The organism is Mucilaginibacter sp. JRF, from assembly GCF_015223065.1.
Classification (GTDB): domain Bacteria; phylum Bacteroidota; class Bacteroidia; order Sphingobacteriales; family Sphingobacteriaceae; genus Mucilaginibacter.
The window spans coordinates 97,618-111,321 of record NZ_JADFBY010000011.1; the positions used below are offsets into that span (position 1 = coordinate 97,618).

Genomic DNA, 13,704 nt, shown 5'->3' on the forward strand with positions numbered 1-13,704 from the left:
CCATGTTAGTTGCTACTTTTTACCGCGGGGATTTGGACCTGCTTTCTTGGTCATTTCCTTTTCGGTTTTTTCCTTAAATTCTGTAAATGCATCGGCAAGTGCCTGCAATTCGGGATCAAGTCCAGGGGCAAACTCCTCCGGACGTTCAGGTGCGGGCGGTATCAAATACGATTCCCTTGGTTCTTTCAACGTGGTTAGTACTGTACCGTCATTAGCCGGTGCGCTACCCTGAAATATCTTGCCCATTTCTGAGCTGTCCAACCTGAAGTGGTATTGTTCGCGGTTTATTCCGGCATCGATCAGCTTTTTTACTTCCGGGTACTGCGAGGCATCGAATTTAGGGATCGGGAGGGCTTTCGCCCAGTCGATACCTAAGGTCTCCAGTGCCTTGGCGAACGCCATCTCATGCGCCTCGTCCCGGGCGATCAGAAAGGCTACCGTAGCACGCAGTGTTTTATTTTCAGACATTTGGTAGATACGGCATTTTTGAAGCCTGCCCGTCGATTCAAGCACCAGGTTATCCATCAGATCAAGGACTAGGTTACCGTGATTGTGAACATATGATCCGCTCCAGGGATTTCCGGCGGCGTCGACCGGCAAAGCTCCTTGCGCTCCGACAATGAAGTGGTGCGGGTTTTGTTGCTCTTTTGCCATATCCATAGTTGCTTTGCCGCCTCTCCCCGGCGCATCGAACTTATTGCCATGGTATTCCGGCGCTCCGTCCAGCAAACGGGAAATAGTTTTGGTGATCAACTCTACGTGGCTGATCTCTTCGATCCCGACGCCCTGGATCAGGTCGAGGTAAGGAATGTTATTGCCCCGGAAATTAAAACTCTGAAATAAATACTGCATCATTGTACGCATTTCGCCGAACTGGCCGCCGAGGCCTTCCTGTAGTGCATTAGCTGCTGATGGATCCGGTTGATCGTCAACGATTGGATTAATTAAACTTTGAATATGATAAAACATGATTTTTATTTTTATAGTGTTTGATGAAATGAAATACTTCAGGTTATAACACCTGATTTTAATGATCAGGCGTTTGGTTTAACCTAACTTGCTGACTAGCATTTGTCCTCTTTCCGTATATTCGGTTATCGTAGCTAACGCCAGCGCGGTCACATGCATTACATGCGCATCTTTAGCGGCAGCGTTAAGTGACGACACCGCAGTATGCAACTTTTGATGCGTTTCGACCTGTCCCTGCATAAATGCCTTGTCAAACGCGGCACCGCTTACCGACTGCAGTTTGCTCAATAAAGCTTTTCCTTCCGGGCTTGGTGCAGGCAGGGTGGTACCCATGTCTTTCAGGATCTTCACCATTGTCTCCTGTTCAGCGGCTTCAAACTTTGCAAAAGTTTTAATCTCTGCATTTGATACTTTTTTAAGAGCAAACTGGCTGGTTTGCAACGAGACGGTACCTAACTGAGCAATCTTAGCCTGTAAGGCTGTATCAGAACTTTGCGCTTCCGCAGCAAGCGGCTCTAAAAGGCTACCGGCGAATGTCGCGCCTGCGCCAACGAATACAGCACCCTTCAGGGATCTTGAAAAAAAGCCGCGACGTGAATTTGAATTTGTTGTTTCCATTTGTAAATGATTATGGGTTTTGTATTAGCTTTTCGGTTTCGGGATCGGTTTGAAAACCGCATGCTGTATGGCGAACTGTTTCGACGGTACAGCGTTGCTATCAACTAATTCGTTAAAACGTGAATTCATAACCCAAACGTTGTAACGGTTAAAAGTGGCCGTTGCGGGATAAGTAAAACGATCGGCAATCAGCGTTGTTGCAGCCAGTTTGGCGGTTTGCCAGTTGTCTGTTGATTCTAACTGAAAGATCTTGTCATTACCGCCATTAACCACCACGGTAAGTTTGTTCTGGGCATTTAACAGCATCCCGTCGGCGCCCATAAAAAATTGGTCTGTTTTTACTGCCTGTACATCATTCGGGTTAGCTAAACTCATTTTGTAGATCATACCCGTGGCACTATTATCCAAAAGCAAAAATCCCCCACTATGAAAAGCGATACCATTGATCCCAATACCTTCGGTGATCAACTTTTCATTGGCACCAAATACACTGGCCTTTCCGGCAGCGTCCACTTTATAAACGGTATGGGCAAAGCTGTCGGTGATGTAAGCGTTACCGGCGGCATCAAAGGTCAGGTCATTCGGAAAATGCTTGCCTTGCATTAAGCCCGAAAGGTCGATATCTGCTAATTTTTTGCCCGTAGCAAGGTCAATGATCAGTAGCCTGGCTTCCCTGTCACGCGTAGCCGGGGTAGTGAACTTACTATAGTTGGCGTCTCCTTCACAAACATAAAGGCGTTTCCCGTCAGCATGTATCTTCATGCCATAGGTCGACTTTAAAGTATTGTCGCTGTACAATGGCGAATAGATCCCTGCCGGAGTAACTTTACCAACCGTGCCCAACCTTGCTGACGACACGTAATAAATGTTACGCGTACTGTCGTAAGCGATGCCCTCAGGGTAACTGTCTTCCGCGCTGAAGTTGATCCGGGAGGTGGGGCTTGGTTCGATAACCTTGCATCCGGCGATCAGTAGTGCGCCTATGGTAATATATTGATAGATCTTCATGTGTTAGCTTTTTCTTTTAACTGCGTAAATAACTCCGTTACCATCATCTGATATGTAAACCACACCGGCTGGTGTGATGGTGATCCCGGCGGGTCGGCCGAAGCGGTTATTTCCTTTGAGAAATCCGGTCAGGAAATCTTCAACGCCTACAGCAATGCCATTCTGAAAGCGGATGCGCTGCACCTTAAAGCCAACAGCTTTTTTAGCATTCCAGGACCCATGCCAGGCAACCAAGCCATCGCCCTTATATCCCAACGGTATATTCGATTGGTCTTTAAAGAATTGGAAGGCGATCGGCGCCATATGCGCGGTCAGTTCTAAAGTCGACGGCTGTGTTGTCTTAACCACAGATTCTTTAATATCTCCGGCCGGGTCTTCACGGCTCTGATCGACCTCCCGTTTACCGTAGGCGAACGGAAAACCGTAATTACCTCCTTTAATGATATGGTTAACCTCTTCAGGCGGCCAGTCACTGCCTTTACCGTCACCACCATTATCGATGCCCCATAATTCACCTGTTGTTGGATGAAAATCAAAACCGATGGTATTGCGCAGGCCACTGGCAAAGATGCTCCGTTTCCAGGTTTTGGGATCGACCTGTAACATGGTCGCCGCTTCTTTATCACTTTCTTTACAATCGTTACATAAAGTACCGACAGATATATAAAGCATACCGTCTGGCCCGAAGGCAATGGTTCGGTTAGGGTGTTGGCCACCGTTAGGCAGGTCATCGATCAGCAATTCCATCGCGCCCAGGGTGCCGTCAGCTTTAACCGGGTATCTGCGCAGTTGCTGATTGTTGCACAGGTACATGAAGCCTTCCTTCATGGCGATGCCATGGACGCCTTTGAAATCATATAATACCGTTTTTAATTCGTCGAACTTCTGATCGCCATCATTATCTGTCAACATCAGCACATCGCCGCCATCGCGCCTGGTAATGTATAATTGCCCTTTAGGTCCGGTATAAAGCATACGGGGCCGACCCAATCCTGATGCTGCGACTTTTACCTCCCAGCCTTCAGGAACCTTTAGCAAATTGACCATTTCAGGTAGGAAATCGAGATGTTGCGGATAATTCGTGACCATATCCGTTTTTGTGCCCATCTTGGGCGGATTACCCCGTTGGGCATAGGCCTCACAGTTCAGCAGGGCAATACTTCCTATAGCGATAAGTTTCAGTATTCTCATAAGTTGATTAATTTCTAATTAAATCAAGCTTATTTCAACCCGAAATGTTTTGATTTAAAAAACTATATATTATAAACCGTAAGTAGTTCATCAATTATTTGAAAATCAATATTTTCTATCATTAACCTAAAAGACAGTGTCGCAGGGGTGTAAAACATAGAGGAAAAAGAACGAATATGGATTTTACTTTTAATTAAAAACATAATGACTGTGAATGAGGTTAATGCTCTATAACCGATCACCATGAAAAAACACGGCTTTTTGTACCGTAACAGTTTGAGCCTTGTTTTCCTGACGCTATTCCTGCTCACACTGGTTGCGCAGGCCCTTACCGGGTGGAAAGAACACAACCAGGAACTTCAGGATGAGCATGCCCTGGCCTTGAACTTTATGGCTTACCTTTCTACCGGCCACTTCATTTCGTCGACTTTCGAGAATTTCCAGAGCGAATTCCTGCAAATGGCTTTATATGTTATCCTCACCGTCGGTTTGCGCCAACAGGGTTCCGCCGAATCGAAAAGCCTGGACGAGTCAGAAGATGTAGATCGCGAGCCAATCGCCTCCGCAGATGCGCCCGGCCCTGTCAAGAAAGGCGGTTGGCTGCTCAAACTTTACAGTTATTCTCTTTCCATCGCATTTATCGGTCTATTTCTGATTAGCTGGGGCTTACACCTCTATGGCAGCTGGGTTGACCATAATGACAAGCAACAGCTGCAAGGGAAAGCTTTCCAGAGTTTGTTCGCTTACTTAGGCGAACCGAACTTTTGGTTCGAGACCTTCCAGAACTGGCAAAGTGAATTCCTATCCGTTCTATCGATAGTTGTACTAACTATTTTCCTGCGGCAAAAAGGTTCGCCGGAATCCAAACCGGTCGACGCGCCGCATATGGAAACCGGTAAATAATTTTTGCTGGGTCTCCAATGCAGTACCGAAGATCAACACTCATACCTCGTTATATACATCACCAACATACACCTATGACAACGCATAAAAGATCAACTATCGGACGCGATGGCGCTAATGACAGCCCCTGGCAAGATCAGCTCACCGGAAATTTAGCGGGATTGTCTGGTTTTTCGACAGACACCGTTTATGACTGCCTCATCATTGGAGCGGGCATTACGGGTTTAACTGCGGCACTGCTTTTACAGAATGCGGGAAGAAAATTGATCATCGCCGAGGCCTACTGCCTTGGTTTCGGAACTACCGGCGGCACCAGTGCACACATCAATACCTTCGCAGACACCACTTACAAAGAAGCAGCAAGCGCTTTTGGAAAAGAAGGCGCACAGCTTTTCGCTGACGCCATCAACGAAGGGGCCGGGTTAATTAGAGCAAGTATCAGCGATCACCAGATCGACTGTGACTATGAAGCCAAAACAGGCTTCGTTTATGCCGAGGACGAAGCGCAGGCCAAACAACTGGCTGACGTGTATGATGGCGCAAAAGCGGTGGGTGTGCCGGTATCTTATGTTGATCAAGCGCCTGCACCGGTTACTTATCAAACGGCTTTAGAATTCCCTGATCAGGCCCAATTCCATCCACTCAAATACCTGCAAGCTTTGCTGAGCGAATACATCAAAGCCGGCGGAATATTGCTGGAGGACACCAAAATTGAAACTGTAAAAACTGAAGGTAATTTTCATGTGGCGGATCTACCACAGGGCGAAATCAAGGCCAGGCAGGTGATCTACGCGACACATATCCCGCCGGGTATCAATTCCTATAGTCTGCGTTGCGCGCCCTACCGCAGTTATGTACTGGCGGTAAAACTAAATGGTGATACCTATCCGGATGTTTTGGTTTACGATATGCAGGAGCCCTATCACTATTTCCGGACACATGTGGTAGATGGTGAAAAGTTGCTCATCGCAGGCGGGAATGACCACAAGACGGGTCATGACGAACCGAAAAAGGCGTTTGCCGATCTGGAGAAATATGTACGGGATAATTATGATGTATCATCAGTAAAATACCGCTGGTCAAGCCAGTATTATGTTCCGGTAGACGGTTTTCCATACATCGGGCAAATGCCCGAAGCTGCCAAAGGCATTTATTGTGCTACCGGTTATAACGGTAATGGCATGATGCTGGGTAGTATAGCAGGTAAAATCCTGAGCGACCTGGCGCAAGGTAAAGATAATAAATATGCAGACATCTTCAGCCCATCCCGCTTGAAACCGATCGCGGGATTCACGGCTTTTGTGCAGGAGAACGCGGATGTGGCCTATCACTTTGTAGCGGACCGATCCGGCATTCACGAAACGGATTCATTAAAACGATTATCACCCGGAACCGGGCAGGTTGTCGAAGTAGACGGTAAAAAGATCGCCGCCTACCGCGACGATTCGGGTAAAATCCATGCGCTCAGCCCGGTCTGCACGCATGCCGGTTGTATCGTAAACTGGAACGGTGAAGAGAAAAGCTGGGATTGCCCTTGCCATGGTGCACGTTATGATATTGATGGCAAGGTACTGACCGGCCCTGCGACGCTGAATTTAGCAACTATTGATCCTGAGAATAATGCGTGACCTTGCACAACGATTTCCTGAAAATCCGCTGCTCCTTCCAAAAGACCTGGTTCCTAGCGGTCCGGGCCTGCAGATCATCAGCTTGCTGAACCCGGGCGTGTTTCGGTACCAGGAAAAAATATGGTTGCTGGTACGGGTGGCTGAAGGCGTTGCCGAAAAGGAAGGTGTGATCTTTTTTCCCGCACTGAACGCTACCGGCAATACCGAGATCATCGAAGTACCGTTGAATGACCCCGACCTGATCGCGACAGATGCCAGGGTGATCAATTACAAAGGCCTTGATTACCTGACGACCATATCCCATTTACGGTTGTTATTCAGCGAAGACGGCATACACTTTACGGAGCCGCAAAGCTCTGCATCCCTGTTTGGCGCCGGTTACCTCGAACGGTTTGGTATCGAAGATTGCCGGGTGACCCGGATCGATGATACGTACTACCTGACCTATACCGCTGTTTCCGATAGCGGCGTTGGCGTCGGCTTACAAACAACAAAAGACTGGCAGCATTTTGAACCGGGCGGCATGATCCTGCCGCCGCATAATAAGGATTGCGCCATTTTCGAGGAAAAGATAAACGGGAAATATTTTTGCCTGCACCGCCCGAGCAGTAAAGAGATCGGTGGCAATTATATCTGGCTGGCTGAATCGTCCGACAGCCGGCAATGGGGTAATCATCATTGCCTGATCAAAACAAGGCCGGGCCTGTGGGACAGTGCCCGTGTAGGCGCCGGTGCGGCCCCGATCCGAACTGCGCAGGGCTGGCTGGAAATTTACCATGGTGCCAACGAACAACACCAGTACTGTCTTGGCGCTTTTTTGATGGACCTGGACGATCCATCAAAAGTGATCGGCCGGACGACCGAACCGATCATGGTGCCGACAGAACCTTACGAACTTAGCGGCTTTTTTGGCTATGCGGTCTTCACCAACGGGCATATCGTCAATGGCGATCAGCTGACCATTTATTACGGGGCGGCTGACGAGTTCGTTTGCGGCGCGCATTTTTCAATTACCGAAATATTAAACCAACTAAACTGAACACACGATGAAGGCAACATCAGCATGGCTCTTAAATGCCAACGCTCACCTGAATGATCCTGCGCCACCCATTGTCTTTGAAAAACAGGCGGCGGGCTATTCTTTTAAAGTTCACATTTTTTATGATTCCTGCTGGCTGGTCGCGGCCTGGTCAAAAGGCAGCCGAATCGCGTTCCGAATGGCCTATTCACCTAACGACCGGCTGGAACTGAAAAAGCTTTCGGAAAAGGACGGAAAGATCATTTTAAAGATCAGTTCGCTGATCGGCGAGCAGGAATGCGTTGTCGATCTGCCGGATGCGGAAGCTATTCCCGTATTGCGCCTGACAACTACCTTAAAGCCAACCGCGCCGCTGTTGTTCCCTTACTGGCCGCGGGATATCGTCGTTCTGGGTGCCGCAGGCAGCGAACTTTTGGCCGAGGGAGAAATCAAAGTCAAACAGGTGGGCACACGCTCGGGGCAGTTATATTTCAGCTTAACCCGTCCGAAGGCTGGTTCCGTGCTGTACCTGCAAAATTTGACAGCGCTGGCAGATTACAACCAGGCCACGGAAACCTCCGCCGGTGAGACGGTAGGCGGCGAATGGCCGGAGATCGGCTTTGCCCTTCCGCCGACGATAAAGAACAAGCCTTTAGAAGCAGGAAAAAGCTATGTATTGAGCGACGCCCTGATCGCTTTTAGTGAAGAGGTTCCGGCCGACGAACCGGCCATGGTACGTCAGTACCTGGACCTGACGGCGGCTATTTACTTAGCACTGCCCAAACCGGAGACCAGTTATAAGCACTGGCCGGATATCCTGCAAAAGGGTTTGACCGATCTGCAAACCAGTCCTGGTTGCTGGTCGCAGGTAGATGGCAATCACTATCTGAATGCTTACCTTTCTGATTATAAAACTCCGCCGGAGATCATGGTACAACTGGCCGTTTTGTTACCCTTGCTGGATTATGTGGAGTGGACAGATGCTGAACTGGAGATGATGAAAACGATCAAGGACGGTCTGACTGCTTTTTATGATGCTGACCTGGGCACGATCATGCGCTGGCATCCGAAGATGGCTGATAAAATGGAAGCGGTCGAGGAGCAGATGCAACCCATGGTTATGGATTCCTGGTACCTTAACCACCCGCTGCTTAACCTTTCCCGTTTGGCGTTGAAAGGCGATAAGGTTGCTAAAAAACTCTTCCTCGATTCGCTGGAGTTCGCTATAAAGGTGGCCCATCATTTTGACTATACCTGGCCGGTATTTTATAAGATGGACACGCTGGAGGTCGTGAAAGCCGAGACCCAGCCGGGAAAAGGAGGTGAAAAAGACGTGCCCGGCCTGTTTTCACACATTATGCTCCAAGCCTGGGAATTGACCGGTGAAAAACGATATCTGGCTGAAGCCGAGAAGTCTGCCCTACGCTTGCAGGGATTGGGATTCGAACTCTTTTACCAGGCTAATAACACCGCGTTCTCTGCCGGTGCGATGCTGCGATTATACAAGGTCACCGGAAGGGAAGTGTACAAAGAAATAAGCTACCTGTGTATAGCCAATATACTACAGAATACCAGCCTCTGGGACTGCAACTATGGCTACGGGAAGAACTTCCCGTCTTTTTTCCGTTTATTCCCTTTGAACGATGCACCTTACACGGCAGCCTACGAGGAGGAAGAGGTGTTTTGTGCCTTGCACGACTATCTCCGCCATGCTGAAGGGGAAGATATGCTGCCTTCGCTCAGACTTTTACTGGCGGAATATATCCGTTACCTGGTCGACCGCGCGGTGTATTATTACCCGCCCATGCTCCCTAAAGAAATGCTATCCGAAGAGGTCAAAACCGGTGAAGTGGACGCGAGTTTATGGATCGCACTGGAAGATATGCACGATGGCTGGGAAAGATCAGGTGAGGTCGGGCAGGAAGTTTACGGCGCAGGCAATGCTTTCGGTATCCTGCCGCGGCACTATATGCAGGTCGACGGGCAGCCGTTCATGATCTATACTGATTATCCGACCTATGGTTTTTCAGCGAAAAAGCAACGTCCGGCGAATTTCAGGCTGGCCGGTGATGGACGTCTGAACAGCAGGCTGATGATCGTGAAGACAGGCAAAGGAAAACTGCCTGAATTTGATATCAGGTTGAAGGGACACCGGGAAGCTTGGAAAGGAACCAAAACAAAGGATGGCCACTTCGAATTCATCTTACCAGGTGACAGCGAAGTGCATATTGACTGGAAAGATGGAAAAAAATAAAATAGTTACGGCGATGGTAGAGAGTCCGAAAGGCTCAGGCCAAAAATTCGACTTTGACGAAACAGAAGGACGCTTCAGGCTCAATAAAATTTTGCCGGGGGATTGGTTTTCCCGTTTGATTTCGGCATGATACCCGGCACAAAGGGTGAAGATGGTGATCCGCTTGATATCATCATTATAGCGGAGGAAAAGACTTTTCCGGGCTGTTTAATTGACTGCCGTATTATCGGCGTTCTTGAGGCAGAACAAACCGAGCGCGATGGCCGGACAGTTGGTAATGATCGGTTCGTCGGCATACCGGAGGTATCGCAGTTATTCCCTGATATCCGGGAACTGGCGCAGCTGCCGGAAAGTATCCTGAATCAGGTTGAACATTTTTTTAAGAATTATAATGAACAGGCCGGCAAGATCTTCCGGATCATTGCCCGGCAAGATGCGGCTACAGCTGAAAGTTTACTGACAGCGCTATGAAACGAAAAATCTATATCCTATTCTTTGGCCTGGCAGTAGTCAGTTTATTGGTCTGTAAATACTGGCCAAGTCCAAAAGTTAAGTCAAGGGCACCGGTCGCAGTGTGCGGCAGACCGGATAAGAATAATTATTAATTCGAACGCAGATGAAATACCACTTTTTGGAATACAAATTGCATTTATACAAACACAAAATCTAATCTACCATTATGCCTACAAAATCAAACAAAAAAGCGACTGCAGCAGCTGCAAGTCGTACACCTGAAGCAGAAAGCGCTTTGAAAGAGTTATTCGTCGACGAACTGAAGGATATTTATTGGGCAGAGAAGCATTTGGCAACAGCACTGCCGAAACTGATCAAGGGCGCGACCTCAGAAGATCTGAAACAAACCATTACAACCCACCTCGAAGAAACCAAGAACCAGATCACGCGTTTGGAAAGTGTGTTTGCCTCTGTAGGTGAAAAAGCCACGGCTAAAAAATGCCTGGCCATGGAAGGCCTGTTAGCTGAAGCGACCGAACTGCTGGAAGATACTGAGAAAGGCACTGAAGTACGTGATGTGGCCATTATCTCTGCAGCTCAAAAGGTTGAACATTATGAGATCGCCTCTTACGGTACCTTGCGTACATTGGCCGGCACCTTAGGTTTCAGTGAAGCACAAGGCTTACTGGATGAGACCGTGGCAGAAGAAAAGAACGCGGACTCTTTATTGACCCAGGTCGCAGAGAATTATGTAAATGAAGCTGCTGCTGCTGAGGTTGAAGAATAAGTTTTAGTTGCTATACAAGAGGCCGGTATATCCGGCCTCTTTTTAAATCTATAATCATCATTATGGACCAGCTATCAAAATCATTGCTCACAGGTTTCATGGGTACGAATGCAATGACCGTGTCCAGTGATCTGATGTCAAAAATAATGGGTGAAAACTTTAGGGAGCCGGCGCATCTTGAAACCCTGATCAAACGCTTATTTCCCCACTGGTCCTGTCATGCCAAAAGGATCTCTGCCTGGGGAGCGCACTACGCTATGGGCTTTATCTTCGCCGCAATTTACGTGGAGTTATGGCAAACCAAAAAGATCGAACACTCGCTTAAAAACGGGATGCTCTTAGGCCTTGTTAGTGGCGTGTTAGGATATCTGATATGGAAGGGAACCTTTAAAGCGCACCCTTTACCACCTTGGATAAATTATAAACATTATTATCTTCAGCGAATTCCAGCTCATATCATCTTTGCAGTAATTGCTACGCTGACCTATAGGTTGATCGAGTTAAATGATCGACATAATTCAAAATAGATCAGCTTAAAGAAATCATTATCGTTATACTATCTGCTACTGCACCTATGTAAATACTTTGTAATAGGCTACATCAGAGTTCGATGGAGTGTCAATCAAAACATGATCCTTGAAGTTGCTAGCATTGCCGAAACTTTTACTGGAGCGAGGGATCGACGAAAAAAGGCAAAAGGATACTATAGGGAATGGTTGAAAGCATCTGCTGCTAATTGAGGATTTGACTTATTGAAAAATTTAGAGAAAAAATCTGGCTATTAGTCATTAATTACAACGGTAAACTAAAATAGAAAGTAGATCCTTTAGCGATAACACTCTCTGCCCAAATCTTTCCGTGATGGCGATCAATAATTTCAGCGCTCAGGTAAAGCCCTATACCAAAACCGGAAATGTGCTGGGTATAAATATCTTTTACCCTATAGTACCGGTCAAATATGTGTGTCAGATCTTCATTTTTTACCCCTATTCCCTCATCAGCGACACCAACTGTGACAAACTGGCCATCTGTCGACAATGTTAAGTTAATCTCTTTATCACTGTATGAATATTTAATAGCGTTACTAAGTAGATTGGAAATAACCGAGCTAATTTTATCGCGGTCAGCGAAAACATCAATCTTTCTTGAACCGTTGTATTTCACGTTATGTGAGGCAGAAGTGAGGGTGCTATCCTCTATAACTTCCTTGATTAATTGGTCAAGGTCAAATGCGCTTTTTTCAATAAATATCTTACCGGATTCTAAACGGGAAATATTAAGGAAACCATTTATCATGTTACTCATACGTTTAACCTGTGCATATGCTCTTTCCATCGCGCCCGGCAGAAAAGTGTCCTTACTATCTTTCATTTTCAGATTTGCGACTTGAATGATCGCCTGCAGCGAAGTAAGCGGGGTCTTGAGTTCGTGACTGACCATCCCGATAAAATCGTTTTTCCGTTGTTCGTCCTTTTTTTGCTCAGTTACATCCATCACAAAACCCGAAAAAACCGTAAAATTACCATCCAAATCCGCGCTTATTTTTCCAAAAGAGCGCAACCATATCAATTCCTGATCATTGAACCGAAATTGCTGGTAGGTGATATCATAGTCGCCTCCTTCGGTAATTGCTTTATCGATAGCAGCAAGGATCTTTGGCCGATCTTCGTCGCTCACTTGTTTGATTGCCTCATCATAGGTCATAGGGCTTTCTCTATTGTAACCAAAAATATTCGCCAATGTTGAATTGTATACAAGTGCTTTAGTAACTGGTTCAATATGCCAGGCGCCGAGTTTTGCCGCCGAGATTGCCATACTGGCCATTTCATCTGCCTCCTTCAATTTGAATCTGGCCATTACCTGATCGGTGACGTCTTGAGTAAATACCATTACACCGGCTATGGAGCCATCATTATTTCGGTAAGGCTGATAGGCTGCATTTAAATAGCCGTCGATGCGGACCCCATTGTGATGAACTGTATAGGGTGTGTTATAAATATCCAAGGGTTTGCCCGTCAGCCTGACCTGATCAATGAGGGGCCTAAAGTAAGCTTCAGTTTCGGGTATTAGGGTAAACAGCTTCGTTCCGAGCAGATCTTCAGCTGTGCGTCCGATCAATTTAGCATAAACGTTGTTTACGATCTCAACAAGCATTTCCTCTCCGGTTAGCACAATGATGCCGAATGTTGCGTCGCGGATAAGGTTTTGAAAACGACTTTCGCTTTGACGTACCTGCTCCATCGCCAGTTTAAGTTCTGTTTGCGAAGAGGTCAGCCTGTCATTTTCAGCATGCTCAAATTCACCGAGTTTTGTTAACCTTTCGTTATCCAATAGATTGGAAAGCCGAAGTTCAATCTGTTCCATTACAATTCTAGCCAATCCTTCCAAAATTTTTTTATCCTGATCGCTGAATTTACGTGGCTTGGTATCTACAAGACAAACAGTGCCGATCAGGTAACCGTCGTGAGTTACTAATGGCGCACCCGCATAGAACCGAAGACCAAAATCGCCGCAAACTAGCGGATTCCGCGCTACGACAGGATCTTGAAGAGCATCTTCCACGACATTGACTTCAGGTGATAGAACTGTAAGCGAACAAAAACTTTCCCCGCGGGGCCCCATTGTACTGGACATACCTACGCTAGACGGGAAAGACACATTTTCCGCATCTACCAGCGAAATCATCGCTATTGAAGTTTGAAATATTTCGGCGACAAGGTTAGCTATGTTTACAAAAGACTTTTCCGCATAAGTTCCCAAAAGATGGTATCGACGTAAGGCATCTACACGTTCCTGCTCATTTGGAAGAATTATATTCTTATTAAAGGTATTATGGATTGGTTCAGCCATTCAGTTTGTAAAGGTCTAAAGTTAA

At 47.0% G+C, this 13,704-nt stretch carries 12 protein-coding genes; 7 read left to right on the plus strand and 5 right to left on the minus strand.

Translation table 11 applies throughout. The features are described 5' to 3' along the window. Window positions 1-12 precede the first annotated feature (12 nt). The 4 genes from IM792_RS19575 to IM792_RS19590 form a co-directional block, all read right to left on the minus strand. Window positions 13-969, minus strand: a complete 957-nt coding sequence (locus tag IM792_RS19575) for a manganese catalase family protein (RefSeq protein WP_194103605.1) — start codon at window positions 967-969, stop codon at window positions 13-15. Window positions 970-1,047: 78 nt separating this feature from the next. Further along, window positions 1,048-1,587 (minus strand): DUF4142 domain-containing protein, encoded by a 540-nt coding sequence (locus tag IM792_RS19580; protein WP_194103606.1) that lies wholly within the window; start codon window positions 1,585-1,587, stop codon window positions 1,048-1,050. A 24-nt stretch (window positions 1,588-1,611) separates the two neighbouring features. Further along, the gene (locus tag IM792_RS19585) at window positions 1,612-2,595 is read right to left on the minus strand and encodes an SMP-30/gluconolactonase/LRE family protein (protein ID WP_194103607.1); all 984 of its coding nucleotides are present in this window, start codon (window positions 2,593-2,595) and stop codon (window positions 1,612-1,614) included. Between the two features lie 3 nt (window positions 2,596-2,598). Further along, window positions 2,599-3,786 carry a PQQ-dependent sugar dehydrogenase gene (locus IM792_RS19590; protein ID WP_194103608.1) on the minus strand — a complete coding sequence of 396 codons (1,188 nt, stop codon included), beginning with the start codon at window positions 3,784-3,786 and terminating at the stop codon, window positions 2,599-2,601. Between the two features lie 243 nt (window positions 3,787-4,029). Between IM792_RS19590 and IM792_RS19595 the strand changes: the two genes are divergently transcribed. The 7 genes from IM792_RS19595 to IM792_RS19625 all read left to right on the plus strand — a co-directional run bounded on the left by IM792_RS19595 (window position 4,030) and on the right by IM792_RS19625 (window position 11,356). Continuing rightward, window positions 4,030-4,689, plus strand: a complete 660-nt coding sequence (locus IM792_RS19595) for a DUF6766 family protein (RefSeq protein WP_194103609.1) — start codon at window positions 4,030-4,032, stop codon at window positions 4,687-4,689. 74 nt (window positions 4,690-4,763) lie between these two features. Beyond that, the gene (locus IM792_RS19600) at window positions 4,764-6,317 is read left to right on the plus strand and encodes an FAD-dependent oxidoreductase (protein ID WP_194103610.1); all 1,554 of its coding nucleotides are present in this window, start codon (window positions 4,764-4,766) and stop codon (window positions 6,315-6,317) included. Next, window positions 6,310-7,356 (plus strand): glycoside hydrolase family 130 protein, encoded by a 1,047-nt coding sequence (locus IM792_RS19605; protein WP_194103611.1) that lies wholly within the window; start codon window positions 6,310-6,312, stop codon window positions 7,354-7,356. The genes IM792_RS19600 and IM792_RS19605 overlap by 8 nt, the downstream gene beginning before the upstream one ends. 7 nt (window positions 7,357-7,363) lie before the next feature. Beyond that, window positions 7,364-9,589, plus strand: a complete 2,226-nt coding sequence (locus tag IM792_RS19610; RefSeq protein WP_194103612.1) for a hypothetical protein — start codon at window positions 7,364-7,366, stop codon at window positions 9,587-9,589. 102 nt (window positions 9,590-9,691) lie between these two features. Beyond that, window positions 9,692-10,060: an inorganic diphosphatase gene (locus IM792_RS19615; RefSeq protein WP_228085278.1), complete on the plus strand. Its 369-nt coding sequence runs from the start codon at window positions 9,692-9,694 to the stop codon at window positions 10,058-10,060. 208 nt (window positions 10,061-10,268) lie between these two features. Further along, window positions 10,269-10,829, plus strand: a complete 561-nt coding sequence (locus IM792_RS19620) for a ferritin-like domain-containing protein (protein ID WP_194103614.1) — start codon at window positions 10,269-10,271, stop codon at window positions 10,827-10,829. Between the two features lie 62 nt (window positions 10,830-10,891). Then, window positions 10,892-11,356, plus strand: coding sequence for a hypothetical protein (locus tag IM792_RS19625; protein WP_194103615.1), 465 nt, complete (start codon window positions 10,892-10,894; stop codon window positions 11,354-11,356). A 265-nt stretch (window positions 11,357-11,621) separates the two neighbouring features. On the opposite strand, the gene IM792_RS19630 is transcribed toward IM792_RS19625, so the two are convergent. Beyond that, complete coding sequence (locus IM792_RS19630) at window positions 11,622-13,679, minus strand: ATP-binding protein (RefSeq protein WP_194103616.1); 2,058 nt, start codon at window positions 13,677-13,679, stop codon at window positions 11,622-11,624. Window positions 13,680-13,704 lie beyond the last annotated feature (25 nt).